Source organism: Agrococcus versicolor, assembly GCF_039531815.1.
In the GTDB taxonomy this organism is placed as follows: domain Bacteria; phylum Actinomycetota; class Actinomycetes; order Actinomycetales; family Microbacteriaceae; genus Agrococcus; species Agrococcus versicolor.
This window is the reverse complement of sequence record NZ_BAAAQT010000008.1, coordinates 585424-609544: the sequence shown is the minus strand read 5'-3', so window position 1 is coordinate 609544 and position 24121 is coordinate 585424. Positions and strand designations below refer to the sequence as shown.

The following is a 24121-nucleotide window of genomic DNA, read 5'->3' as shown; positions in this document are numbered from 1 at the left end:
CCCTCCGGGCCGCTAGACTCGTGCGGTCCGGGAGGGGGTGCGCATGAGCGATGTCATCGCCTCGCTCGACGTGCTCGGAGACCGGTACGAGATCGGCGAGCTCATCGGTCGCGGTGGCATGGCCGAGGTGCACCGCGGTCGCGATCGCCGCCTCGATCGTCTCGTCGCCATCAAGCTGCTGAAGCCCGAGCTCGGCGAGGACGACGACTTCCGCGTCCGCTTCCGGCAGGAGGCGCAGTCGGCGGCGCGGATGTCGCACCCGACGGTCGTGCGCGTGTTCGACGCGGGCGAGCAGGTGACGAAGGACGGCCACGGCCGCACCGTCTCCGTGCCGTACATCGTCATGGAGTACGTCGACGGCCGCATGGTCAAGGACACGATCGCCGACGGGCCGCTGTCCGAGTCCGAGGCGGCGCGCATCACGAAGGGCATGCTCACGGCCCTCGACTACTCGCATCGCGCGGGCATCGTCCACCGCGACATGAAGCCCGGCAACGTCATGGTCACGCCCGGCGGGCAGGTCAAGGTCATGGACTTCGGCATCGCCCGCGCCGTGAGCGAGACCTCGACGTCGGTCGCGCAGACGGGCACGATCCTCGGCACCGCGCAGTACTTCTCCCCCGAGCAGGCGCGTGGCGAGGTCGTCGACGGCCGCACCGACCTGTACTCGACGGGCGTCATGCTGTTCGAGATGCTCACGGGTCGCCCGCCCTTCCGCGGCGACACCGCGGTCGCGGTCGCCTACCAGCACGTCTCCGAGCCGCCGGTCGCGCCGTCGACGCTGCGTCCGGGCATCTCCCCCGCGATGGACTCCGTCGTCCTCAAGGCGCTCACGAAGCGCAAGGAGGAGCGGTTCCAGTCGGCCGACGAGTTCCGGGACGCGCTCGAGGCGGCGCTCGCCGGCGAGGTCGTCGACGTCGAGGACGACGAGCCGGCGATCTTCACGACGGGCGTGCAGGGCGGCCCCGCGACGACGATGTTCCAGGTGCTCGAGGTCGACGACTACCGGCCCGCGCCGCAGTCGCGTCCGCCCGTGGCATGGCTGTGGGGCGGCGTGGCGCTCATCGGCGTCCTCGTCGTCGCCATCGTGTTCTGGGCCGCGAGCCAGGGTCCGAACCTGCCCATCGCCGGCCTGTCGGCGACGGTGCCCACCGTGACCGGGCTGTCGCAGGACGAGGCGACGACGGCCCTCCAGGAGGCCGACCTGTCGCCGAACGTGCGGCCCGCCGTCGACGAGGCCGACGCGGGCACGGTGCTGCGCACCGACCCGCCCGAGGGCACGACCGTGTCCCCCGGCACCTCGGTGACGCTCTACGTCTCGAGCGGTCCGCCTCCGTTCCCGCTCGTGAACGTGCTCGGCAACACCGTCGCGCAGGCGACCGCGACGCTCGAGGGCGACGGCCTCGTCGTGCGCGACGCCGTCACGTCGCAGGACCACCCGACGCTCCCCGAGGGCACCGTCCTGGGCTCCGACCCCACCGCCGGCACCAACGTGTCGCAGGGCGACGAGATCGGGCTCATCGTCTCGAGCGGCCAGGTCACGATCCCCGACGTCGTGAACCAGAGCATCTCGCAGGCGATCGCGACGCTGCAGGCGCCCGAGGTGGGCTACCAGGTGCGGCAGCTGTTCGTGACGAGCTGCCAGGGCGGCCGCGTCATCCAGCAGGACCTCGCACCCGGCTCGCACCCGCAGGGCGGCACCATCACGCTCACGTACTGCAACGGGCAGGCACAGCCGACGACGCCGCCCTCGACGCCTCCGACGGAGGCGCAGCCCACGACCCCGCCCGAGGACGGCGACGGCGGCTGAGCCGCCACGACGGGCCACCGTCGTGCGAGCGCGCGGCCTGCCGCCCGAGCGCGCGCGTCAGTCGCCGAAGGTGACGAGCGGCGTCTTCGACGCCGCGGCGTCGGCGGCGCCCGCGAGCCCGGCGCGCTCGAGCCAGTTGCCGAGCATGCGGTAGCCGCCCTCGGTCAGCACCGACTCCGGATGGAACTGCACGCCCCACACGGGGCTGTCGCGGTGCTCGAGCGCCATGATGACGCCGCGCTCGTCGTCCTGCTCGGTGCGCGCCGTCACGACGAGGGCGTCGGGCACCGTGCCGTCGACGACCGCGAGCGAGTGGTACCGCGTCGCGGTGAAGGGCGAGGGCACGCCCGCGAAGACGTCGGCGCCGTCGTGGACGACCTGCGACGTCTTGCCGTGCATGAGCTGCTCGGCGTGCGTCACGACGCCGCCGAGCGCCTCCGCGATCGCCTGGTGGCCGAGGCACACGCCCAGCAGCGGCACGTCGTGCTCGATCGCGGCGTGGACGATGGGGATCGACGCACCGGCGTCGGCAGGCGTGCCGGGACCGGGAGACAGGAGCACGGCATCCCACTCGACGATCGTCGCCGGGTCGACGACGTCGTTGCGCACGACCTCGACGTCGGCGCCGAGCTCGGAGAGGTAGCCGGCGAGGGTGTAGACGAAGCTGTCGAAGTTGTCGACGACGAGGATGCGCGTCATTCGACGGTCGCGTCCGGCGTCGGGAAGAACGTCTGCATGACCCACGGGTACGCGTGGAAGATCAGCGCGTATGCGACGCCGGCGAGCAGCGCGAGGACGATGAGCAGCCGCACGGGCCACGGTCCGGGCAGCACCCTCCAGAGCGCTCCGTACATCAGGCACCTCCCTGGATCGCCGCGAGCTCGGCGGGCATGGTCTCGGACCAGCCGACGAAGACGGAGTACGTGATGAGTCGCGTGGCGGCCGACCACTCGGGGTGGCACGTCGTCATCGTCATGATGCGGTCGGTCGGCGCGACGCCCGGCTGGTTCGGCACGGGGGCGACGACGTCGACCTGCGTCGGCTCGACGTACTCGCTGTCCCGGTACTCGTAGACGTACCAGACGCCGGAGGTCTGCACGTAGATGCGGTCGCCGACGACGAGCTCGTCGAGTCGCGTGAACGGCCCGCCCTGCCCGTTGCGGTGCCCGGCGATGGCGAAGTTGCCCGTCTCGCCCGGCATCGCCGACGTGTCGTAGTGGGCGAGGCCCAGGTCGAGGGAGTCGAGCACGAACCGGCTCGTGCCCTGGCCGACGACGCGCTGGAAGTCGCCGAAGCGGGGGATGTAGACGACGGCGAACGCCTCGCGGTCGCCGGGCGCCGCCGAGACGGGCGGCTCGTCGGTGCGCAGCTCGGCGGCGGGCTCGCCCGCGGGGGCCTCGCCGGACAGCGACTGCGCGAACGTCTCGGCCGCGGCCTGCTGCTGGCTGCCGAGGATGTCGTCGCTCAGCCACACCTGCCAGCCGACGAAGCCGAGCACGAGCACGCCGACGGTCACGAGGAGCTCGCCGAGCACGCCTCCGACGGTCGTGCGACGGCGAGGGCGGGGAGTCGACGGCACCCGAGCATCCTACGCCTGCGGCTGAGGTAGACTCGCGGACCATGGCCAGGAACAGCATCGCCCGCTCGCGCGCAGCGCGCGACCAGGAGGAGTCCCGCAACCCGTCGTGGTACGTGCCGGTCATGCTCGGCTTCATCATCGTCGGCCTGCTGTGGGTCATCGTCTTCTACATCTCCGGGTCGACGCTCCCCATCGCGACGATCGGACCGTGGAACATCGCGATCGGCTTCGGCATCATGTTCGTCGGCTTCCTCATGACGACGCGCTGGAAGTAGCCCAGCCCCACCCGCCTCGACGGCAGGCCCGCACCGTGTCGGTGCGGGCCTGCTGCACATCCGGGGTGCATAGGCGGCGTTCGAACGATTCGAATCACACCGCTGTCAGTTGTGCACAGGTGTGGACAACCCTGTGGAGAAGTCGACGACGAGCACCGTCGACGATGCCCTCGTCGACGGTGCTCGAGGCGTCAGAAGGCGACGACCACCAGGAGGCATGCGAGCAGCACGGCACCGGCGACGACGCCGATCGGCAGCCACGTCGCGCGCCTCGTCTCGCGGCCGCGCAGGTTCGAGCCCATCCAGAAGCCCAGTGCGAGGCCGGCGAGCAGCCCGCCGACGTGGGCCTGCCACGACACCCCCGCCAGCACGAAGCCGATGACGAGGTTGATGCCGACGATGATGAGGATCTGCGGGTCGAACCGACCGCCGAGCATGCGCTGCAGGCCGATGTAGACGCCGAACAGTCCGAAGATGGCGCCGCTCGCACCGACGACGAGCGTGCCGGGCGACAGGAACGACACCGCGATGCTGCCGGCGGCCGCCGTGACGAGGTACACGGCGAGGAACGGGAGCCCGCCGATGCGGCGCTCGATGTTCGGACCCACCATGTACAGCACGAGCATGTTGAACAGGAAGTGCAGGATGCTCGCGTGGACGAGGGCCGCCGTGACGAAGCGCCACGGCTGCACGACGGCGACGGGGGCGTAGAAGCCGAGCCACTGCTGCAGCAGGCCGCCCGTGAAGAGCTGCACGAGGCCGACGACGGCCGTGACGGCGACGATCGCGATCGTGACCGGCGCGGGCAGCCCGAGCCACCGCGTGAGGGTGCGCTTCACGGGACCGCCGTACGAGAGCCTGCGCTGCTCGCGGTGCGCCGCCATGGAGGAGACGCTGCCCTCGCGCACGCACTCGGGGCACTGCACGCCCACGGGCGCCTGGATCTGGCACTGGCCGCAGATGGTGCGACCGCACCGCTGGCACAGCGTCCAGCTCGCGCGGCCTGGATGCCGGTAGCACGCCTCGGCGCCGGGTGCGTCGGTCATGCCGATCGCATCCCGGCGCCGAGGCAGGGCTGGTGGTGCGTCACGCGACGGTGACGCCCGTGATCGAGACGTCCTGGAGCGGCTTGTCCCGACCGTCGGTGTCGACGGCCTGGATGGCGTCGACGACCTTCTTGCTCTCCTCGTCCTCGACGAGGCCGAAGATGGTGTGCTTGCCGCGGAGCCACGGGGTGGGCACGGTCGTGATGAAGAACTGCGAGCCGTTCGTGCCGCGGCCGCCCTGGATGCCGGCGTTCGCCATGGCGAGCACGTACGGAGCGTCGAACGTGAGCTCCGGGTGGATCTCGTCGTCGAACTGGTAGCCGGGTCCGCCGATGCCCTGACCGAGCGGGTCACCGCCCTGGATCATGAACTCGGGGATGATGCGGTGGAAGATCGTGCCGTCGTAGAGCGGCGTGGACTGGGTCTCGCCCGTGCCCGGGTGCTTCCACTCCTTCGCGCCGGTCGCGAGGCCGACGAAGTTGTCCACCGTCTTGGGTGCGTGGTTGCCGAGCAGGTTGACCTTGATGTCGCCGAGGGTCGTGGAGACCGTCGCGACTGCAGTGTGGAGCGCCATGCCTCGATCCTCGCACGCGCCCCGGCGGCTCTAGCATCCGTTCGACCACAGCGAAACCCATGCACCTCCCACATGCGCCGGTCAGCAGAGCATGCCAGGATGCTGAGCAGACACGACCCGGGAGGTACTCATGTCGCTGACGCTCACTCGCAAGCGCGAGAAGGAGATCAAGAAGCTCCGCAAGCAGGCCGAGAAGCTGTGGTCCGTGCAGCGCGACGTCGGGGAGCGTGCGAGCCTCCTGGCGACGCAGGCCGCCGACCAGGCGAAGGCCTACGGCAACGAGACGCTCGTGCCCGAGGCACGTCGCGTCGCCCAGCGTGGCGTGAGCAAGGGCCGCGACGCGGTCTCCGGCGTCACGCACGGCTGGAACGACAAGGTGCTGCCGAGCGTCGCCACGGGCCTCGGCTCGTTCGCCGCCTACGCGCAGATCGCCAAGGACCAGCGCGTCAAGGACGCCATCGCCAACGTGCAGCGCCTGCGCCTGCCCGAGGTGAAGCCCGCCAAGAAGAGCGGCCCCAGCGCCCTCCAGTGGGTCCTCATCGGCGTGGGCACGGTCGCCGTGGCCGGTGCCGCGTACGCCGCATGGCAGACGCTGCGCGCCGACGACGACCTGTGGATCCCGGACTCCGACGAGTCCGACTCCAGCAACTGACGCACGCGCCGCCCTCGAGGCGGACGTGACGAAGGCCCCCACCTCGCGGTGGGGGCCTTCGTCGTGCACGGGGAGGTCAGCGGGTGGCCGACCCCTCCCGCGCGGTGGCGTCGGCGTCGTCCGCATCGGCGGCGGCCTCCGCGTCGGCGCGCTCCTGCGCGTCGAGCGCTCGGCGCTCCTCGATCTCGAGCGCCGCGTCGTCGGCGGGGTCGAGATCCGGCTCCGCCGTCGTCACGAGCTCGCCGACGCCCTCGCCGGGCTCGGTCTGCTCGACCGTGAGCTGGAAGTCGTCGCCGTGCGAGGTGACGCCCGAGACGACCGCCTGCTCGACGGCTGCGATGGCGTACTGCCTCCGCACGACGACCGGGTCCTGGCTGAGGTCGCGGGTGAGCGCGACGCACAGGCCGATCATGATGACGATGAACGGCAGCGCGGCGATGATCGTGACCTGCTGCAGGCCGCTCAGCGCGTCCTCGCCGCCGATCGACAGCATGACGGCGGCTGCCGCACCCGTCGCGACGCCCCAGAACACGACCGTCCAGCGCGACGGGTTCAGCGAGCCGCGGTGCGACAGCGTGCCCATGACGATCGATGCGGCGTCCGCCCCGGAGATGAAGAAGATCGCGACGAGCACCATGACGAGGATCGAGGTGACCTGTCCGAGCGGCAGCTCCGCGAGCGCGGTGAACAGCGTCGCCTCCTGGCCGCCGGCACCGAGCAGGTCGACGCCATCGATCGTCTGCTGGATGCCGAGCCCGCCGAAGATCGCGAACCACACGAGCGACACGAGCGACGGGGCGATGAGCACGCCGACGACGAACTGGCGGATGGTGCGGCCGCGCGAGATGCGCGCGATGAACATGCCGACGAACGGGGTCCAGCTGACCCACCACGCCCAGTAGAAGATCGTCCAGCCGCCGAGCCAGTCGGCGAAGGCCGCGCCGCCTGCGGCCTCGGTGCGACCGGCCATCATGGCGATCTGCTCGGCGTAGCCCGCGATGGTCGTCGGCAGCAGGTTCAGGATGAACACGGTCGGGCCGACGACGAAGACGAAGAGGGCGAGCACGGCTGCGAGCACCATGTTGATGTTCGACAGCCACTTGATGCCGCGCGCGACGCCCGAGACGGCCGAGAGCACGAAGAGGATCGTGAGCACGGCGATGATGGCGACGAGCACGCCGTTGCCGACCGGGCCGATGCCCGCGACGATCTCGAGGCCCGTGCCGATCTGCAGGGCGCCGAGGCCGAGGGACGTGGCCGAGCCGAAGAGCGTCGCGAAGATCGCGAAGATGTCGATCGCCTTGCCGATCGGACCCTCGACGCGCTTCTTGCCCAGCAGGGACGTGAAGGCGGAGGAGATGAGCAGCGAGCGGCGCTTGCGGAAGACGCCGTACGCGAGCGCGAGCCCGACGACGGCGTAGATCGCCCACGGGTGCAGCGACCAGTGGAACATCGTCGTGGCCATGGCGGTGCGCACGGCCTCGGCCTGGTCGCCGCCCTCGGTGCCCGGCGGGGGCGTCACGAGGTGGCTGACGGGCTCGGTGACGCCGTAGAAGACGAGGCCGATGCCCATGCCCGCCGAGAACATCATCGCGATCCATGAGATCGTCGAGAACTCGGGCTTCGCGTCGTCGTCGCCGAGCGTGATGGTGCCGAAGCGGCTCGCGGCGATCCAGATGACGAACACGACGAAGGCCGTGCCTGCGAGGGCGAAGAGCCAGCCCGTGCCGTGGATGACCCAGTCGAAGCCGGTCTGCGCGGCGGTCGTGAGCGATCCGGTGGCGAGGGTGCCCCAGACGACGAACCCGAGCGCGACGGCCGCGGCGATCACGAAGACCACCTTGTCGAGCGGGGCCGCCGTGGCGTTCGGGTTCTTGCGCTTCACGGGCTCGAGGGCCGGGTGCGGAGGGGCGGCTGCCGCTCCGGGCGATGCTGCGGTGATCGACGCGTCGTGCGCGTCTGCGTGCGTGTCTCGTGTCATGTCGGTGTGCTGTCCCCGTCGGCTTCGTATGCTCTTCCGTGCGTCGACCGACCAGCGGCCAACCTTCCTACGGTAGCAAGCCTCCCGCCGGGTGGGCCCTGAGGGCCTGCCGAGACACGTCAGCGCAGGCGGGCGCGGCCGCGCACGACCGACTCGACGGTGTCGCGCACTGGAGCACCCAGCAGCAGGCCGAGCGAGGCGCCCGCGGCGAGCGCGAGGCCGATCGCCGCGGCGCCGGCGAGCTGCACGACGCCCGCGACGAGGCCCGCGGTGGAGTCGGCGTCGACGAGCGCGAGCAGGCCGCTGAAGACCGCGTAGCCGGGCACGAGGGGCACGATGGCCGCCGTCGTCACGGCGATCGAGGGCACGTGCAGGCGGTGGGCGACGAGGATGCCGGCGAAGCTCGTGACGAGGGCGCCGATCGCGCTCGACACGGGCGGTCCGAGGCCGAGGGCGATGCCCGCCGACCAGCCCGCCCAGGCGAGCGCGCCGAGCGCGGCGCTCAGCAGGATCGTGCGCAGGCTCGACCCGAAGACCGTCGCGACGGCGACGGCGATGAGGACGGAGCCGACGACCTGCTGCCCGACGGAGCCGAGCGGGAACGCCGTCGCGACGGGCACCGAGAAGCCCGCCATCGATGCGAGGTGCAGGCCGCCGAGCACGCCGGCGGCGACGCCGACCGTGAGCAGCGCGATCTCCATCACGCGACCCTGCGCCGTGAGGCTGAACCCGTCGATCGCATCCTGCGCCGCGGCGACGACCGACATGCCCGAGAGCATGAGCACGATCGCGGCGGCGACGATGAGCGATGGCCGCATGTCGACGAAGGGCTCGAGGCCCAGCTCCCCCGCCGCCGCCGTCGCAGCCGCGGCGGCCGTGACGACGAGCGCGCCGAGCACCTGCGAGAAGAAGAACGGGATGCGCATGCGAGCGAGGCCGCGCTGCGTGATCGCCGCGAGCACCGCGGCGACGAACGCGACGACCGTGAGCAGCCAGCTCGCGCCCATGAAGATGCACACGCCGACCGTGACGACGCCCTGCGCGGCCACGACGACCGGCGGCCGGTACGTGAAGGCGCGGCGGCGCGCGGCGTCGAACGCGGCGATGGCGGCGTCGAGGTCGAGGCCGGCCTCGATGTCGACGACGATCGCCTGCAGGCGCTGCAGCTTCGCGTGGTCGGGCGCGGGGGCGCGTACGACGCGCAGCAGGGTCGTGGGCTCGCGGTCCACCGTGCGCTGCCACGAGATCGTGATCGAGTTGTACGTGACGTCCACGTGCAGCGGCCGCACGCCGTACGCGGCCGCGATGCGCGTGCACGCGAGCGTGACGTCGTTCGCGGAGGCGCCGACCGTGAGCATCGCCTCGGCGACGCGAACGGCGAGGTCGAGCACGCGCAGCGCCATCGATCGGTCGACGACCATGAGCATCTCGGTGTGCGGCAGCTCGGGGTCGGCGCGCACCACTCCCAGGATGCGGTCGACGAGACCGCGACGACGCGCCCTCATGCGGTCGCGGGCCTCCACCCCTCGAGCATGCCGAGGGCGACGTCGACGAGGCTCACGCGGCGCAGGTCGGGGACGGCGGAGATGCGGTGCCAGCCGGCGTCGTCGGACGAGCCGTCGACCTCGATCGTCAGCTCGCCCCCGGTGATCTCCGCGGCGTAGACGATGCGGATGCCGTGCAGCGGCTCGCCCTCGCCCCGGAGTCGGTCGGAGGCGGGGATGACGATGGAGTCGACGCCGAGCAGGCCCGTGAGGCGCGCGTGGTAGCCCGTCTCCTCGAGCACCTCCCGCACGGCCGCGCGCTCGGGATGCTCGCCGGGGTCGATGCCGCCGCCGGGCAGCGTCCAGCCGTGACGGCTGCCGTCGCGCCAGTGCGAGAGCAGCACCTCCTCGGCGTCGCCCGATCCTCTGCGGATGACGCAGTAGGCGGCGGCTCGGATGCGCATCCGACCACCCTAGCCGCGGCCCGCACCCGCGATCGATCACCTGCTTGACTGGGTGCATGGACGCCGTCCCGATGTTCCCGCTCGGCAGTCCCCTGCTCCCGCACACCCCGCTGGCGCTGCGGATCTTCGAGCCGCGCTACCTCACGATGATGGGCCGCCTGCTCGACGCCGAGGATCCCGTGTTCGGCGTCGTGCTCATCGAGCGCGGCCACGAGGCCGGCGGTGGAGACCAGCGGGCCTCGATCGGCACGCTCGCGCGCATCGTCCGGGTCGAGGTGGGCGCCGAGGACCTGCACGTGCTGGCGGTCGGCGGCGAGCGCGCGACGGTGGACCGCTGGCGCGACGACGACCCGCATCCCGTCGCGGACGTGACGCCCATCCCCGAGCTCGACTGGGACGACGCCCTCGAGCCGGTGCGCCGCGAGGCCGAGCGCGTGGTGCGCCGCGTCGCGACCCTGGCATCGACGCTCGGGGAGTCGCAGTGGGATCCGAACGCTGCAGTCTCGGAGGATCCGGTGGAGTCCTCCTGGCAGCTCGCGGCGATGGCGCCGCTGGGTGCCTACGACCAGTACCGGCTGCTCCAGGCGACGAGCGCCGGCGGCCTGCTGCGCTCGGTGATCGACCTGTGCCTCGAGGAGGAGCCGGTGCTCGTCGCCCGCGCGTCCGATGCCCGAGAGGACGACGACGACTGAGCGCTCCGCCCGCTCCATCCGCTCCCAGAGCTACGAGCCGACCGCTCCACCCGCTCCCTGAGGTGCGAGCGAAGCGCTCCGCTCCGCTCCCTGAGGTCCGAGCGAAGCGCTCCGCCCCGCTCCCTGAGGTGCGAGCGGAGCGAGCCTCGAAGGGCTACGCCGTCGCGCTCGCCTCGCGACGAGGCAGCACCCAGTTCGGCCGTGCGAAGTGGCACGTGTAGCCGTTGGGGATGCGCTCGAGGTAGTCCTGGTGCTCGGGCTCGGCCTCCCAGAAGGGGCCGGCGGGCTCGAGCGTCGTGACGACCTTGCCTGGCCACAGGCCCGAGGCGTCGACGTCGGCGATCGTGTCGCGCGCCACGGCCTCCTGCTCGGGCGAGAGCGGGAAGATCGCGGAGCGGTAGCTCGTGCCGAGGTCGTTGCCCTGCCTGTTGAGCGTCGACGGGTCGTGGATCTGGAAGAACAGCTCGAGGATCTCGCGGTAGCTCGTGCGCGCCGGGTCGAAGACGATCTCGATCGCCTCGGCATGGCCGGGGTGGTTGCGGTACGTGGCGTGCTCGTTCGAGCCGCCGGTGTAGCCGACGCGGGTGTCGAGGATGCCGGGACGCTTGCGGATGAGATCCTCCATGCCCCAGAAGCAGCCGCCTGCCAGGACGGCGGTCTCGGTGCCGGGGCGCTGGGTGATGCTGCCGGTGTCGGTCATGCGCGGTGCTCCTTCGCGGTCACGGATGGTGCTTCGGTGCAGCGTTCGCTGCGCCTGTCATGGTCAACGTCTTCGGACCCGGAAATGGTCCCGGATGCCGGGATTCAGGTTCGCACGCGTGTCGAGCGGACGACGAGCGTGTCGCCGGCGCGCAGCAGCGCGGCGAGGCGCATGGGGTGGGCGATGGTCTCGTCGCCCGCGCCGAGACGTCCGCTCGTGCCGCCCTCGATGCGGGATGCCACCGTGAGGCAGGTCTCGTCGACGAGGTCGGCGGCGAGCATGGCGTACGCCCACGACGGCCCGCCCTCGCACTGGATGCGGGCGAGGCCGCGCTCGTGCAGCGCCGCGACCGCACGCCGCGGCTCGACGTGCTCGCCGCCGGCCGCCACGACGTCGGCCACCGCGGCGAGCTCGGGGTCGACGGCGGCCGCCGCGGCGTCGGTCGTCAGGACGATGGGGCGTCGAGGGGCGTCGCGCAGCATGGGATGCGCGGGGTCGAGGTCGAGGCTGCCGGAGACGAGCGCGAGCACGGGATGGTCGGCGAGGCCGCGCGCGCGTCGCCAGGCGACGGCGGCGTCGTCGACGACGAGCTCCTCGTAGCCCTCGGAGCGCGCCGTGCCCGCGCCGACGAGCACGACGTCGGCGACGCGGCGCGCTGCCGCGAGCATGCGGCGGTCGGCGTCGTCGCCGAGGTCGCCGGATGCGCCGTCGTGCGCGGTCGCGCCGTCGAGCGAGGCGATCATCGTCAGGCGCGTCCATCGATCCGCGACGTCGGCGAGGTCGGCGGCGAGGTCGTCGTCGTCGATCGCCGTCGCGGGCGTGGGCAGGATGCGGTCGAGGCCGGGTGCGTCAGGCATTCGCCACTCCCATGTTGTGGACGGGGTTCGCCGGCGCGCGCCAGCCCATGAGGGCCTCGGCCATGCGCACGGCATCCCGTGAGCGGGCCACCTCGTGCACGCGCACGATGCGCGCACCGCGGACGACGGCGAACACCGCCGCGGCGAGCGACCCGTCGACGCGGTCCGGCTTCTCGGCCTCGAGCACCTCGCCGATGAAGTCCTTGTTCGACATCGCCGCGAGCACCGGGAACCCGAGGTCGGCGACGACCGGCAGCCTGCGCGCGAGGCGCAGCGTGTCGAGGGTGTTCTTGTTGAGGTCGAAGCCCGGGTCGAGCACGATGCGGTCCTCGCGCACGCCGCCGGCGACGGCGCGGTCCACGCGCTCGCGCAGCAGCGCGGCGACCTCCACCTCGACCTCGTCGTACTGCGGCGTCGCGAACTGCGTGCGCGGGCCGGAGCCCGCGGGGGCCGCGAGCGAGTGCGTGATGACGAGCGTCGCGTCCGACTCGGCGACGACGCGTGCGAGGTCGGGGTCGTGGAGCGCCGTCGTGTCGTTCACGACGTCGGCGCCGGCGGCGATCGCGGCCTCCGCGACGGCGGCGTGGAACGTGTCGACCGAGATCACGACGTCGGTGGCGGCACGCAGCTCGCGCACGACGGGCACGATCCGCTCGAGCTCGTCCTCGACGGGCAGCGCCTCGCCGGGTGCGAAGGGCACGCCGCCGATGTCGACCCAGTCCGCGCCGGCTGCGACGGCGGCGACCGCGGCGAGCACCGCGGCGTCGAGCCCGAACGTGCGGCCCTGGTCGTAGAACGAGTCGGGCGTGCGGTTGACGATCGCCATGACGGCGACCTGTCGGCCGAAGTCGAACGTGTGCGTGCCGATGGCGCGCAGCGGGTGGGCGATCGGCGGCTCGTACGGCTCGGCTGGATCATTCGCGGACACGGGTCCCCCTCGGCCGGGGCATTGGCGTCGCCGACGTCCTGATCTTCGCGGCAATCCTGCCGAACACGCAATCGACACGGGACGTGGAGCGCGCCGCGAACGCGAAGACGCCCGTCCGGCAGCGGACGGGCGTCGAGGGGTGGAGCCTGGGAGAATCGAACTCCCGACATCCTGCTTGCAAAGCAGGCGCTCTACCAACTGAGCTAAGGCCCCAGTGGTGTGCGTGGTGGGGCTACATGGACTCGAACCATGGACCTCTTCGTTATCAGCGAAGCGCTCTAACCGCCTGAGCTATAGCCCCGCGCACACGATCGACAACGTTACCATGCGTCGGGCGTGCTGCTGCACGCCGACGCAGGAACGACCGCTACTGGTTGGCGAAGCCCACGAGCAGGCCGCCCGTGAAGCGCACCGACAGGTTGTACAGCGTCGCGAACACGGCGCCGAGCACCGTGATGACGACGAAGTTCAGCAACGCGACGACGACCGTGAACAGCAGCACCTGCGGCAGCGACACGAAGCTCATGACCGTGAACGACGAGTCGCCCAGGATGTCGGCCAGCGTCTCGTCGATGCGGCCGAAGAGGCCGAGCACGTTCAGCAGCGACCACAGCACGAACGTCGCGACGAGGAGCACGATGCCCGCGATGACGCCGACGATCGCCGACAGCTTCAGCGCCGACCAGAAGTCGATCCAGACGAGCCGCAGGCGCACCTGCTTGCCGCCCGACCGTCGCGGGCCCTTGCCCTGCAGTCGCTCCGCGATGCTCATGCTTCCTCCGTGTCGCCGTCCTCGGGCGCGTCCGTGTCGTCGGACCCGTCCACGATAGTGGCATCGTCATCCGACGCCGCATCGGTCTGCTCCTCGGAGATGATCCCGGCGGCGGCGAGCGACGCGGCGGGCACGCCGGCCTCCTCGACCTCCTCGACGGCCTCCTCGATCTGCTCCTCCGCGTTGCGGGTGATCGAGAGGATCGGGTCGGCGTCGCTGATGGAGGCGAACTGCACGCCCATCGCGCCTCGGCCCGTGGGCGTGACCTCGCTCGCGGCGGAGCGGATGACCTTGCCGCTCGCGCGGATCATGAGCACCTCGTCGGTGTCGCCGACGATGATGGCGCCTGCGAGCGCACCGCGATCGTGCTCGCCGCGCTTGTAGGTCATGACGCCCTGCGTGCCGCGGCCCTTCGCCGGGTACTGGCTCACGTGCGTCTTCTTCGCGTAGCCCTTGTCGGTCGCGACGAACACGTAGCCCTCGTCGCGCACGACCATGGCGTTCAGCACCGCGTCGCCCTCGAGCAGGGTGATGCCCTTCACGCCGGCGGTCGAGCGACCCATGGGACGCAGGGTGTCGTTGGCGGCGTGGAAGCGGGCGGCCTTGCCGTCGCGCGAGACGACGAGGATGTCGTCGGACTCGTCGACGAGCATCGCCGAGACCAGCTCGTCGCCGTCGCGCAGGTCGACGGCGATGATGCCGCCGGTGCGGTTCGTGTCGTACAGCTCGAGACGGGTCTTCTTCACCTGGCCGTCGCGCGTGGCGAGCACGAGGTACTCGGCTGCCTGGTAGTCGCGCACCGCGAGCACCTGCTGCACGGTCTCGTCGGGCTGCATCGCGAGCAGGTTGGCGACGTGGAGGCCCTTGGCGTCGCGGCCGGCCTCGACGATCTCGTAGGCCTTCGCACGGTAGACGCGACCGAGGTTCGTGAAGAACAGCAGCCAGTGGTGCGTCGACGTGACCTCGAAGTGCTGCACGAGGTCCTCGCCGCGCAGCTGCGCGCCGCGGACGCCCTTGCCGCCGCGGTGCTGCGCCCGGTAGTTGTCGATCCGCGTGCGCTTGACGTACCCGCCGCGCGTGAGCGAGACGACCATCTGCTCCTCGGGGATCAGGTCCTCCATCGACACGTCGCCGTCGCCGCCGGGCACGATGTGCGTGCGGCGGTCGTCGCCGTGCTTGTCGACGATCTCGGTGAGCTCGTCGACGATGATGGAGCGCTGCCTGGCCTCGTCGCCGAGGATGTCCTCGTAGTCGGCGATCTTCGTGGCGAGCTCGGTCGCCTCGTCCTGGATGCGCTGGCGCTCGAGGGCCGCGAGGCGACGCAGCTGCAGCTCGAGGATCGCGGTGGCCTGCACCTCGTCGATCGACAGCAGCTCCATGAGGCCCGTGCGGGCCTCCTCGGCGTTCGGCGAGCGGCGGATGAGGGCGATGACCTCGTCGAGGGCGTCGAGCGCGGCGAGGTAGCCGCGCAGGATGTGCATGCGCTCCTCGGCCTTGCGCAGGCGGTACTGCGTGCGACGGACGATGACCTCGACCTGGTGCGTCGCCCAGTGCGTGATGAAGCCGTCGATCGGCAGCGTGCGCGGCACGCCGTCGACGATCGCGAGCATGTTCGCCGAGAAGTTGTCCTGCAGCGGCGTGTGCTTGTAGAGGTTGTTGAGCACGACCTTCGCGACGGCGTCGCGCTTGAGGGTGATGACGAGGCGCTGACCGGTGCGGCCCGAGGTCTCGTCCTTCAGGTCGGCGATGCCCGCGATCTTGCCGTCCTTGACGAGGTCGGCGATCTTGATCGCGAGGTTGTCGGGGTTCACCTGGTAGGGCAGCGACGTGACGACGAGCGACGTGCGGCCGTGGATCTCCTCGACGGCGACGTCGGCGCGCATCCGGATGGAGCCGCGACCGGTGCGGTACGCCTCCTGGATGCCGCGCGTGCCGAGGATCTGCGCGCCGGTCGGGAAGTCGGGGCCCTTGATGCGCGCGATGAGCGCATCCTGCAGCTCCTCCTGCGACGCCTCGGGGTGCTCGAGGTGCCAGATGGCGCCGGCGGCGACCTCGCGGAGGTTGTGCGGCGGGATGTTCGTCGCCATGCCGACCGCGATGCCGACGGAGCCGTTGACGAGCAGGTTCGGGAACCGCGCGGGCAGCACGATGGGCTCCTGCGTGGAGCCGTCGTAGTTGTCCTGGAAGTCGACGGTGTCCTCGTCGATGTCGCGCACCATCTCCATGGCGATGGGCGACATCTTCGTCTCGGTGTATCGAGGCGCCGCTGCCTCGTCGTTGCCGGCCGAGCCGAAGTTCCCCTGGCCGAGGGCGAGCGGGTGGCGCATCGACCACGGCTGCACGAGGCGCACGAGGGTGTCGTAGATCGGCGAGTCGCCGTGCGGGTGGTACTGCCCCATGACGTCGCCGACGACGCGAGCGCACTTCGAGAACGCCTTCTCGGGGCGGTAGCCGCCGTCGTACATCGCGTAGAGCACGCGGCGGTGGACGGGCTTGAGCCCATCGCGCACCTCGGGCAGCGCGCGCCCGATGATGACGCTCATCGCGTAGTCGAGGTACGACCGCTGCATCTCGAGCTGCAGGTCGACCTGCTCGATGCGGCCGTGGTTCGGCTCGTTGGTGGTGGTATCGGTCATCGTGGGATGTCAGCTCTCAGGAGTTCGGATGCGTGGATGCAGGACATGCAGGCGGTCGCCTAGATGTCCAGGAATCGCACGTCCTTCGCGTTGCGCTGGATGAAGGTGCGGCGCGACTCGACGTCCTCGCCCATGAGGGTGGAGAAGACCGTGTCGGCGACGGCGGCGTCCTCGAGCGTGACCTGCTTGAGGACCCGGGTGTCGGGATCCATCGTGGTCTCCCACAGCTCGGTGTAGTTCATCTCGCCGAGGCCCTTGTAGCGCTGCAGCCCACCGTCGTTCGCCTTGGGCAGCTTGCGGCCGGCCTCGCGGCCGATGCGGATGAGCTCGTCGCGCTCGCGGTCGGAGAACGCGTAGTCGGGGTCGCCCTGCGTCCACTTGATCTTGTAGAGCGGCGGGGCGGCGAGGTAGACCCAGCCCTGGTCGATGAGCGGCCGCATGTAGCGGAACAGCAGCGTGAGCAGCAGCGTGGTGATGTGCTGGCCGTCGACGTCGGCATCGGCCATGAGCACGATCTTGTGGTACCGGACCTTCGCGGGATCGAAGTCCTCGCCGAGGCCGGCGCCGAAGGCCGTGATCATCGACTGGATCTCGATGTTCTGCAGCGCACGGTCGAGGCGCGCCTTCTCGACGTTGAGCACCTTGCCGCGCAGCGGCAGGATCGCCTGCGTGCGGGGGTCGCGGCCCTGCACGGCCGAGCCGCCTGCCGAGTTGCCCTCGACGAGGAAGATCTCGCACTCGGACGGGTCCTTCGACTGGCAGTCCTTGAGCTTGCCGGGCATGCCGCCCGACTCGAGGAGTCCCTTGCGTCGCGTCTGCTCGCGCGCCTTGCGGGCGGCGAGGCGGGCGGTCGCGGCCTGGATCGCCTTGCGGACGATCTCCTTCGCCGACGTGGGGTTGCGCTCGAACCAGTCGCCGAGCTGGTCGTTGACGACCTTCTGCACGAACGACTTCGCCTCGGTGTTGCCGAGCTTCGTCTTCGTCTGACCCTCGAACTGCGGCTCGCCGAGCTTGACGGAGACGATGGCGGTGAGGCCCTCGCGGACGTCCTCGCCCGTGAGGTTCTCGTCCTTGTCGCGCAGCTGGTTCGTCGAGCGGGCGTAGCGGTTGAGGAGGCTCGTGAGCGCCGCTCGGAAGCCCTCCTCGTGCGTGCCGCCCTCGTGCGTGTTGATGACGTTCGCGTAGGTGTAGACGGCCTCCTGGTAGCCGTTCGTCCACTGCATCGCGATCTCGACCGACATGCGCCGCTCGACGTCCTCGAGCTCGAAGTCGATGATCTCGTCGTGCACGAGGTCGACCTTCTTCGTGCGGTTGAGCTGCTCGACGTAGTCGCGCAGGCCGTTCTCGTAGTAGAACTCCTCGACGCGGGGACCGGTCGAGCCGTCGTCGCCCTCCTCGCCGTGGTCGACGCGCTCGTCGATGATCGTGACGCGCAGGCCCTTGTTGAGGAACGCGGTCTGCTGGAAGCGCTTCGCGAGGGTGTCGTAGTCGAACTCGGTCGTCTCGAAGATGACGTCGCTCGGCCAGAACGTGATCGAGGTGCCGGTCTGGTCGGTGTCCTCGCCCTGCACGATCGGGCCCTGGGGCGCGCCGTCGGCGTACGACTGGCGCCAGACGGAGCCCTGCCTGCGGATCTCGACGTCGAGCGCCGAGGAGAGCGCGTTGACGACGGACGAGCCGACGCCGTGGAGGCCACCGGAGACCGCGTAGCCGCCGCCGCCGAACTTGCCGCCCGCGTGCAGCACCGTGAGCACGACCTCGAGGGTCGACTTCGTCGGGTCGGACGAGTGCGGGTCGACGGGGATGCCACGGCCGTCGTCGACGACGCGCAGCCCGCCATCGGCGAGCATCGTCACGACGATCGTGTCGCAGTATCCGGCGAGCGCCTCGTCGACGGCGTTGTCGACGATCTCGTAGACCAGGTGGTGCAGTCCGCGCGGCCCCGTCGAGCCGATGTACATGCCGGGACGCTTCTTGACCGCCTCCAGGCCCTCCAGGATCTGGATCTGATCGGCCCCGTACTCGTCGCGCGTCTCATCCGTCATGCGTCGTGATCTCCCTCGGCATCGCCTCGCGCGCGCACGCGCGCGCAACTGCTCGATTCTACCTTGTTCTCTAGCGTGCGCTGCGGTCGGCAGGCCGCGGAGGGCCGGATCTCGCCCAGGGCGCACCGAGGCGCCGGCCGAGGACGATCGAGACGTCCTCAGCCCCAGGTGTCGCGCGGACCACGGCCGCGCACCGTGCGCGGGCCGCGCAGGAAGGAGTGCTGCTGCGGACCGACGAAGCGGATGCCCACGATGCCCGCCTCCGGGAAGGCCTGCACGATGCGGGTCGTGATCTCAGCGCGCATGAGCCGCATCTGCTGCTCCCACGCGGTCGACTGGCAGCGCACGACGAGCAGCCCGTCCTCGATGCCGTCGGGGGTCGTCTTGTCGGCGATGTCGGCGCCGACGATGCGCGGCCACTCGGCGAGCACGCCGCCCTGCGCCATCTCGCCCTGCCAGCCCGCCTCGCTCACGAGCCGATCGAGCGCGCCGCCGAGGCCGAGCGGGTCGCGGCCGGACGTGAAGGGCTCGGAGCCGCCCGCCTGCCGCGTGCGTCGCCGACCGTCCTTCGTCGTGATGGCGGGATCGCCGAATCGAGCACGGATGCGCATCCACACGCGCTCGGGCTCGTCGCGGTCCGCGTCGAGATCCTTCATGCAGCGCCCCTCGCCGAGTCCTCGACGACGGCGCCCGCGGCGATGCGGATGCGTCGCCCGGCGAGCACGTCCGGCACGTCGTCGTCGACCGCGGCGGTGATGAGCACCTGCTCGAACGTCGACACCGCCGCGGCGAGCCGCTCGCGGCGACCGGCGTCGAGCTCGGCGAAGACGTCGTCGAGGATGACGACGGGATCGCCGGCGGCGTCGTGGCGGATGAGCTCCGCAGCGGCGAGCCGCAGCGACAGCGCGTACGACCACGACTCCCCGTGGCTCGCATAGTGCCGGGCGAGCAGCCCGCCGAGGTCGAGGTCGAGGTCGTCGCGGTGCGGCCCGAGCAGGCTCACGCCGCGATCGAGCTCGTCGCGTCGGCGAGCGCGCAGCGCCTCCGCGTACGCGACCTCGTCGTCCGGCACCTCGCTCACGAGCCGGATCTCGGTGACGTGCTCGTCGCCCGCGACCGTGCGGTACGCCTCCGCGACGTGCGGCTGCAGCTCGTCGACGAGCGCCCGCCGAGCGCGCTCGACCGAGAGGCCGAGCTCGACGAGCCGTTCGTCCCACACGTCGAGCGTCGTGAGGTCGTCTGGCTTCAGCCGCGAGGCCCTCGCCGACTTCAGCAGGCTCGACCGCTGCCGCAGCACGCGCTCGAGATCGCTCATCGTCGATGCCATGCGCGGGGTGCGCTGCACGATGAGCTGGTCGAGCATCCGACGCCTGCCACCGGGGTCGCCGCGCACGAGCGCGAGGTCCTCGGGGCTGAACAGCACCGTGCGCAGGTAGCGCGGCAGCTCGCTCATCCGCACCGCATGCCCGGAGGCCTGCGCGCGATTCGAGCCCTTCGCCTGGATCTGCAGGTCGACGCCGATGGTGCGCTCGCCGTTCGTGAGGCTCGTGCGGATGAAGGCCTGCTCGACGCCGGCGCGCACGAGCGCCGCGTCGTGCGAGACGCGGTGGCTCGCCCCGGTCGCGGCGACGACGAGCGCCTCGACGAGGTTCGTCTTGCCCTGTCCGTTGCGGCCGATGAGCAGCGTGACACCGGGCTCGAGCTCGACGACGGCGCGCTCGTAGTTGCGGAAGTCGGTCAGCTCGAGGCGGCTCACGTGCATGACGCCGCCACGATCACTCCGACGACTTGACCGCGTGGCCGCCGAACTGGTTGCGCAGCGCCGCGACGGCCTTCATCGCGGGGCTGTCGTCCTGGCGCGACTCGAAGCGCGCGAAGAGCGCGGCCGAGATCACCGGCAGCGGCACGGCGTTGGCGATGGCCTCCTCGACCGTCCACCTGCCCTCGCCCGAGTCCTCGACGTAGCCCTCGATGTCGGACAGGTCGTCGTCGGCGTCGAGCGCGCGCACCATGAGGTCGAGCAGCCACGAGCGGATGACCGTGCCGCGCTGCCACGCCTTGAACGATCCGGGGACGTTCGACACGATCGGCGACTTCTCGAGCAGCTCGAAGCCCTCGGCGTACGCCTGCATGAGGCCGTACTCGATGCCGTTGTGCACCATCTTCACGTAGTGGCCGGCGCCGACGCCGCCCGCGTGCACGAAGCCCTCCTCGCGAGGGCCCTCGGGACGCAGCGCGTCGAACACGGGCATCGTGCGCTCGACGTCGGCCGCATCGCCGCCGACCATGAGGCCGTAGCCGTTCTCGAGGCCCCACACCCCGCCCGAGACGCCGACGTCGAGGAAGCGGACGTCGCGCTCGGCGAGCAGCGCGGCGTGCAGCGCGTCCTCGGTGAAGCGAGAGTTGCCGCCGTCGATGACGAGGTCGCCGGGCTCGAGGCGATCGGCGAGGTCGGCGATGACGGACGAGGTGATCTCGCCTGCGGGCACCATGACCCAGATCGTGCGCGGTGCGGCGAGCGAGGAGACGAGCTCCTCGACCGATGCGACGTCGGTCACGTCGGGGTTGCGGTCGTAGCCGACCACCTCGATGCCTGCGGCACGCACGCGCTCGCGCATGTTGCCGCCCATCTTGCCGAGGCCGATGATGCCGAGCTGGGTCACGATGGCTCCGATCAGCGCAGCAGCAGGTTCGGCTGCAGCAGGTACTGGAAGTCGGTGGCGCCGGCGTCGTCGCGCGACGTCTGGCCGGTGATGAGCATGGGGCCGGGCTTGTTCGTCGACTCGGAGCGCGTGAACGCGACGCGCACGAACTCGGAGTGCGTCGCACCGAGGCCGTCGAGCAGGAACTGCGGCTTGATGGAGAGCACGATGTCCTCGCCGGTGAGCACGGCGTCGATGGACTCCTGCGCCTGCGCCTGCTCGGAGCCGATCGCCTCGAGCGTGACCTGGCCGTCCTCGAACGTGCAGCGCAGCGCGGCCTCGCGCTCGAGCACGAGCTGCACGCGACGCGTCGCCTCGACGAGCTCGGCGGTGTTCAGCACGGCGTGGTGCGGCGTCTCCGCCGGGAACAGCCTGCGCACCGGCGGGTAGTTGCCCTTGATGAGGAGGCTCGTGACCGTCTTGTCGCCGGCGGAGAAGGCGATCTGCTGTCGCTCGCCCGGCTCGGACATCGTCACCGAGATCTGCGCCGCGGAGCCGAACGTGCGACCGACCTCGGAGATGGTGCGCGCGGGCACGAGGGCCGTGAGCACCTCGGTGTCGTCGCCGGCATCCCACGGGATGCTGCGGACCGAGACGCGGTAGCGGTCGGTGGCGATGAGCGAGAGCGTCGTCTCCGACGCCTCGAGCTGCACGCCGGTGATGACGGGGGTGACGTCCTCGCGCGATGCGGCGACGGCCACCTGCGAGACGGCCTCGGCGAACGCCGAGCCGGGGACGACGCCCGTGCGACCTGCGACCTCGGGCAGCGTCGGGTACTCCTCGATCGGCATCTTCAGCAGCGTGAACTTCGCCGAGCCGCAGGTGACGCGGACGATGCCCTCGGACTCCTCGACGACGATCTCGCGCTGCGGCAGACGGCCGGCGATGTCGCTCAGCAGTCGACCCGAGACGAGCACGGTGCCGTCCGTCTCGACGTCGGCGTCGACCGACGTCGTGGCGGAGACCTCGTAGTCGAACGTCGACAGCGTGACCTTGCCTCCGGCAGCCTCGATGCGCACGCCCGTGAGGATGGGCAGCGTCGAGCGCTGCGGCAGCAGCTTCACCGCGAACGACACGGCCTCTGCGAAGACATCCCTGTGGATGACGAACCTCACGGCGCACTCCTTCGATCCAGCCCGGTCATTGTGTCATAGCGAGCGGGCCGTTCCGCGGGGAGGCCGAGCCGAGCAGCGACGGTCATCGGGTCCTGGATGACATCTCTCTCAGTCAATGGTCATAACGCGTGTGGAACCTGTGCACTTCTCGGCGGATCCTCGTCGTGCATTGGGAACTACAGACGTGTGACTTGTGGAGCGCCTGTGCGCGGATCCGGCCCCTCTGTGCGAACGCGATCGAATGACAGGAATGTCATTCCACAGGCAGCGCCGCGTTGTGCACAGGGAGCCCGGCGCGGCGCACAGGCGTGACGACTGCGATTCCACAGGCCGGATCCGTCCCCTTCGAGGCTCGCTGCGCTCGCACCTCAGGGAGCGGTGGGGTGGCTGCGCCGCGTGATCGCGCGTGGACGGTGTGGTGGTTGCGCCGCGTGATCGCGCGTGGACGGTGTGGTGGTTGCGCCGCGTGATCGCGCGTGGACGGTGTGGTGGCTGCGCCGCGTGATCGCGCGTGGACGGTGTGGTGGCTGCGCCGCGGGGTGTCGTGTCCCGGCGGTCGAAGCGCGCGGCGACGTCGCCGGTGCGCGCGGGTGGGCGGCTCGCCCACCCGCTCCCTGAGGTGCGAGCGCAGCGAGCCTCGAAGGGCCACGACAGCGCGCGGGTGACGTTCCCGGTGCGTAGTGGTCGGGGGTGGCTCGCTCACCCGCTCCCTGAGCTGCGAGCGCAGCGAGCCTCGAAGGGAGACGTTCCCGATGCGCGGTAGTCGGGTGGCTCGCTCACCCGCTCCCTGAGGTGCGAGCGCAGCGAGCCTCGAAGGGCGACGTTCCCGGTGCGCGCTGCTCGGGGGGCTCCCCCACCCGCTCCCTGAGGTGCGAGCGCAGCGAGCCTCGAAGGGCCACGTCAGCGCGCGGGCGACTGCTTGATGCGAGCGGTCAGCTCGGTGACCTGCGTGTAGACCGAGCGCTTCTCCTTCATGAGCTTCTCGATCTTCTTGTTCGCGTACATGACCGTCGTGTGGTCGCGGTTGCCGAACAGCTGCCCGATCTTGGGCAGCGACAGGCTCGTCATCTCGCGGCAGAGGTACATGGCGATCTGACGGGCGAGCGCGACCGTCTGCGACCGCGAGGAGCCGTAGAGGTCCTCCTCGGTCAGCTGGAAGTAGCCCGCGGTGTGCGTGATGATGTCGCTCGGCCCGATCGCGACCTCGCTCGACGCCGCGAAGAGATCCTTCAGCACGGTCTGCGCGAGCTCGAGCGTGACCGGGAGCCGATTGAGGCTCGCGAACGCCGTCACGCGGATGAGCGTGCCCTCGAGCTCGCGGATGTTCGTCGTGACCCGCTCGGCGATCTGCTCGAGGATCTCGTCCGGCGCATCCATGCGCTCCGCGAGCGCCTTCTTGCGGAGGATCGCGATGCGCGTCTCGAGGTCGGGCGCCGTGACGTCGGTGATGAGGCCCCACTCGAACCGCGACACCATGCGCGCCTCGAAGCCCGTGAGGTGCTTCGGCGCGACGTCGGAGGTGATGACGACCTGCTTGTCGTGGTCGTGCAGCGTGTTGAAGGTGTGGAAGAACGCCTCCTGCGTCGACTCCTTGCCCTGCAGGAACTGGATGTCGTCGATGAGGAGGACGTCGACCTCGCGGTACCGACCCTGGAACGCCTGCCCCTGGTTGTTCGCGATCGAGTTGATGAAGTCGTTCGTGAACTCCTCGCTCGACACGTAGCGGACGCGGATGCCCGGGTACATGTTCTCGGCGTAGTGGCCGATGGCGTGGAGCAGGTGGGTCTTGCCGAGGCCGGACTCGCCGTA

The 24121-nt window shown here is 70.8% G+C and carries 23 protein-coding genes and 2 tRNA genes; 4 read left to right on the top strand and 21 right to left on the bottom strand.

Annotation, left to right across the window (positions count from 1 at the left end; all coding sequences use genetic code 11):
• The first annotated feature begins 43 nt into the window (after positions 1 to 43).
• Positions 44 to 1810: a Stk1 family PASTA domain-containing Ser/Thr kinase gene (gene pknB, locus ABD249_RS15480; protein WP_344344940.1), complete on the top strand. Its 1767-nt coding sequence runs from the start codon at positions 44 to 46 to the stop codon at positions 1808 to 1810.
• Between the two features lie 57 nt (positions 1811 to 1867).
• Here the strand turns inward: pknB and ABD249_RS15475 are convergent, their stop codons facing one another.
• From ABD249_RS15475 to ABD249_RS15465, 3 genes are read right to left on the bottom strand one after another with little or no spacing between them, the layout of a single operon-like run.
• Positions 1868 to 2509, bottom strand: a complete 642-nt coding sequence (locus ABD249_RS15475) for an anthranilate synthase component II (RefSeq protein WP_344344939.1) — start codon at positions 2507 to 2509, stop codon at positions 1868 to 1870.
• Positions 2506 to 2664: a hypothetical protein gene (locus ABD249_RS15470; RefSeq protein ID WP_344344938.1), complete on the bottom strand. Its 159-nt coding sequence runs from the start codon at positions 2662 to 2664 to the stop codon at positions 2506 to 2508. The genes ABD249_RS15475 and ABD249_RS15470 overlap by 4 nt, the downstream gene beginning before the upstream one ends.
• Positions 2664 to 3389, bottom strand: a complete 726-nt coding sequence (locus ABD249_RS15465; RefSeq protein ID WP_344344937.1) for a class E sortase — start codon at positions 3387 to 3389, stop codon at positions 2664 to 2666. Before ABD249_RS15465 ends, ABD249_RS15470 begins: the two co-directional genes overlap by 1 nt.
• 41 nt (positions 3390 to 3430) lie before the next feature.
• On the opposite strand from ABD249_RS15465, the gene ABD249_RS15460 reads away from it, so the two are divergent.
• Positions 3431 to 3664 carry a cell division protein CrgA gene (locus tag ABD249_RS15460; protein ID WP_344344936.1) on the top strand — a complete coding sequence of 78 codons (234 nt, stop codon included), beginning with the start codon at positions 3431 to 3433 and terminating at the stop codon, positions 3662 to 3664.
• Positions 3665 to 3855: 191 nt separating this feature from the next.
• Here the strand turns inward: ABD249_RS15460 and ABD249_RS15455 are convergent, their stop codons facing one another.
• Together ABD249_RS15455 and ABD249_RS15450 are read right to left on the bottom strand one after the other, a co-directional pair.
• A complete protein-coding gene (locus ABD249_RS15455) occupies positions 3856 to 4710 on the bottom strand; it encodes a rhomboid family intramembrane serine protease (RefSeq protein ID WP_344344935.1) in 855 nt (284 codons plus the stop codon).
• A gap of 40 nt (positions 4711 to 4750) precedes the next feature.
• A complete protein-coding gene (locus ABD249_RS15450; RefSeq protein WP_344344934.1) occupies positions 4751 to 5284 on the bottom strand; it encodes a peptidylprolyl isomerase in 534 nt (177 codons plus the stop codon).
• 130 nt (positions 5285 to 5414) lie between these two features.
• Here ABD249_RS15450 and ABD249_RS15445 point away from each other — a divergent pair, with 130 nt between their 5' ends.
• The gene (locus ABD249_RS15445; RefSeq protein WP_344344933.1) at positions 5415 to 5936 is read left to right on the top strand and encodes a hypothetical protein; all 522 of its coding nucleotides are present in this window, start codon (positions 5415 to 5417) and stop codon (positions 5934 to 5936) included.
• 76 nt (positions 5937 to 6012) lie between these two features.
• On the opposite strand, the gene ABD249_RS15440 is transcribed toward ABD249_RS15445, so the two are convergent.
• The 3 genes from ABD249_RS15440 to ABD249_RS15430 all read right to left on the bottom strand — a co-directional run bounded on the left by ABD249_RS15440 (position 6013) and on the right by ABD249_RS15430 (position 9865).
• Entirely contained in the window at positions 6013 to 7917 is a 1905-nt protein-coding gene (locus ABD249_RS15440; RefSeq protein WP_344344932.1) for a BCCT family transporter, read from the bottom strand.
• Between the two features lie 119 nt (positions 7918 to 8036).
• A complete protein-coding gene (locus tag ABD249_RS15435; protein ID WP_344344931.1) occupies positions 8037 to 9377 on the bottom strand; it encodes a threonine/serine exporter family protein in 1341 nt (446 codons plus the stop codon).
• A gap of 41 nt (positions 9378 to 9418) precedes the next feature.
• Positions 9419 to 9865: an NUDIX hydrolase gene (locus ABD249_RS15430; protein ID WP_344344930.1), complete on the bottom strand. Its 447-nt coding sequence runs from the start codon at positions 9863 to 9865 to the stop codon at positions 9419 to 9421.
• Positions 9866 to 9921: 56 nt separating this feature from the next.
• Here ABD249_RS15430 and ABD249_RS15425 point away from each other — a divergent pair, with 56 nt between their 5' ends.
• Positions 9922 to 10557, top strand: coding sequence for an LON peptidase substrate-binding domain-containing protein (locus ABD249_RS15425; RefSeq protein ID WP_344344929.1), 636 nt, complete (start codon positions 9922 to 9924; stop codon positions 10555 to 10557).
• Between the two features lie 154 nt (positions 10558 to 10711).
• On the opposite strand, the gene msrA is transcribed toward ABD249_RS15425, so the two are convergent.
• From msrA to dnaA, 13 genes are all read right to left on the bottom strand, one after another.
• Positions 10712 to 11257 carry a peptide-methionine (S)-S-oxide reductase MsrA gene (gene msrA, locus ABD249_RS15420; protein ID WP_344344928.1) on the bottom strand — a complete coding sequence of 182 codons (546 nt, stop codon included), beginning with the start codon at positions 11255 to 11257 and terminating at the stop codon, positions 10712 to 10714.
• A 104-nt stretch (positions 11258 to 11361) separates the two neighbouring features.
• Positions 11362 to 12114, bottom strand: coding sequence for a dihydrofolate reductase family protein (locus ABD249_RS15415; RefSeq protein WP_344344927.1), 753 nt, complete (start codon positions 12112 to 12114; stop codon positions 11362 to 11364).
• Positions 12107 to 13042 (bottom strand): dihydropteroate synthase, encoded by a 936-nt coding sequence (gene folP / locus ABD249_RS15410; protein ID WP_344344926.1) that lies wholly within the window; start codon positions 13040 to 13042, stop codon positions 12107 to 12109. The genes ABD249_RS15415 and folP overlap by 8 nt, the downstream gene beginning before the upstream one ends.
• Positions 13043 to 13182: 140 nt before the next feature.
• Positions 13183 to 13255, bottom strand: a tRNA-Ala gene (locus tag ABD249_RS15405).
• Positions 13256 to 13266: 11 nt separating this feature from the next.
• A tRNA-Ile gene (locus ABD249_RS15400) sits at positions 13267 to 13343 on the bottom strand.
• Between the two features lie 66 nt (positions 13344 to 13409).
• On the bottom strand, positions 13410 to 13814 hold the full coding sequence (locus ABD249_RS15395) for a DUF3566 domain-containing protein (RefSeq protein ID WP_344344925.1): 405 nt from the start codon (positions 13812 to 13814) through the stop codon (positions 13410 to 13412).
• Positions 13811 to 16450, bottom strand: coding sequence for a DNA gyrase subunit A (gene gyrA, locus ABD249_RS15390; protein WP_344344924.1), 2640 nt, complete (start codon positions 16448 to 16450; stop codon positions 13811 to 13813). Before gyrA ends, ABD249_RS15395 begins: the two co-directional genes overlap by 4 nt.
• A gap of 59 nt (positions 16451 to 16509) precedes the next feature.
• Positions 16510 to 18495 carry a DNA topoisomerase (ATP-hydrolyzing) subunit B gene (gene gyrB, locus ABD249_RS15385; RefSeq protein ID WP_344344923.1) on the bottom strand — a complete coding sequence of 662 codons (1986 nt, stop codon included), beginning with the start codon at positions 18493 to 18495 and terminating at the stop codon, positions 16510 to 16512.
• A 158-nt stretch (positions 18496 to 18653) separates the two neighbouring features.
• Positions 18654 to 19151, bottom strand: a complete 498-nt coding sequence (locus ABD249_RS15380) for a DciA family protein (protein ID WP_344344922.1) — start codon at positions 19149 to 19151, stop codon at positions 18654 to 18656.
• Complete coding sequence (recF, locus tag ABD249_RS15375; RefSeq protein WP_344344921.1) at positions 19148 to 20257, bottom strand: DNA replication/repair protein RecF; 1110 nt, start codon at positions 20255 to 20257, stop codon at positions 19148 to 19150. The genes ABD249_RS15380 and recF overlap by 4 nt, the downstream gene beginning before the upstream one ends.
• Before the next feature lie 13 nt (positions 20258 to 20270).
• On the bottom strand, positions 20271 to 21158 hold the full coding sequence (gene gnd / locus ABD249_RS15370) for a phosphogluconate dehydrogenase (NAD(+)-dependent, decarboxylating) (protein WP_344344920.1): 888 nt from the start codon (positions 21156 to 21158) through the stop codon (positions 20271 to 20273).
• 11 nt (positions 21159 to 21169) lie between these two features.
• Positions 21170 to 22312, bottom strand: coding sequence for a DNA polymerase III subunit beta (gene dnaN, locus ABD249_RS15365; RefSeq protein WP_344344919.1), 1143 nt, complete (start codon positions 22310 to 22312; stop codon positions 21170 to 21172).
• 900 nt (positions 22313 to 23212) lie between these two features.
• Positions 23213 to 24121, bottom strand: a 909-nt coding sequence (dnaA, locus tag ABD249_RS15360; RefSeq protein WP_344344918.1) for a chromosomal replication initiator protein DnaA, incomplete at its 5' end; no start/stop codon positions are given.

Coding starts and splice junctions, on each gene's coding strand:
- msrA (WP_344344928.1), bottom strand. CDS start 11,257: ATGACCGACACCGGCAGCATCACCCAGCGCCCCGGCACCGAGACCGCC.
- ABD249_RS15415 (WP_344344927.1), bottom strand. CDS start 12,114: ATGCCTGACGCACCCGGCCTCGACCGCATCCTGCCCACGCCCGCGACG.
- gyrB (WP_344344923.1), bottom strand. CDS start 18,495: ATGACGGATGAGACGCGCGACGAGTACGGGGCCGATCAGATCCAGATC.
- ABD249_RS15445 (WP_344344933.1), top strand. CDS start 5,415: ATGTCGCTGACGCTCACTCGCAAGCGCGAGAAGGAGATCAAGAAGCTC.
- ABD249_RS15440 (WP_344344932.1), bottom strand. CDS start 7,917: ATGACACGAGACACGCACGCAGACGCGCACGACGCGTCGATCACCGCA.
- ABD249_RS15430 (WP_344344930.1), bottom strand. CDS start 9,865: ATGCGCATCCGAGCCGCCGCCTACTGCGTCATCCGCAGAGGATCGGGC.
- ABD249_RS15380 (WP_344344922.1), bottom strand. CDS start 19,151: ATGAAGGATCTCGACGCGGACCGCGACGAGCCCGAGCGCGTGTGGATG.
- ABD249_RS15470 (WP_344344938.1), bottom strand. CDS start 2,664: ATGTACGGAGCGCTCTGGAGGGTGCTGCCCGGACCGTGGCCCGTGCGG.
- gyrA (WP_344344924.1), bottom strand. CDS start 16,450: ATGACCGATACCACCACCAACGAGCCGAACCACGGCCGCATCGAGCAG.
- ABD249_RS15460 (WP_344344936.1), top strand. CDS start 3,431: ATGGCCAGGAACAGCATCGCCCGCTCGCGCGCAGCGCGCGACCAGGAG.
- pknB (WP_344344940.1), top strand. CDS start 44: ATGAGCGATGTCATCGCCTCGCTCGACGTGCTCGGAGACCGGTACGAG.
- ABD249_RS15475 (WP_344344939.1), bottom strand. CDS start 2,509: ATGACGCGCATCCTCGTCGTCGACAACTTCGACAGCTTCGTCTACACC.
- ABD249_RS15450 (WP_344344934.1), bottom strand. CDS start 5,284: ATGGCGCTCCACACTGCAGTCGCGACGGTCTCCACGACCCTCGGCGAC.
- recF (WP_344344921.1), bottom strand. CDS start 20,257: ATGCACGTGAGCCGCCTCGAGCTGACCGACTTCCGCAACTACGAGCGC.
- ABD249_RS15425 (WP_344344929.1), top strand. CDS start 9,922: ATGGACGCCGTCCCGATGTTCCCGCTCGGCAGTCCCCTGCTCCCGCAC.
- ABD249_RS15455 (WP_344344935.1), bottom strand. CDS start 4,710: ATGACCGACGCACCCGGCGCCGAGGCGTGCTACCGGCATCCAGGCCGC.
- ABD249_RS15395 (WP_344344925.1), bottom strand. CDS start 13,814: ATGAGCATCGCGGAGCGACTGCAGGGCAAGGGCCCGCGACGGTCGGGC.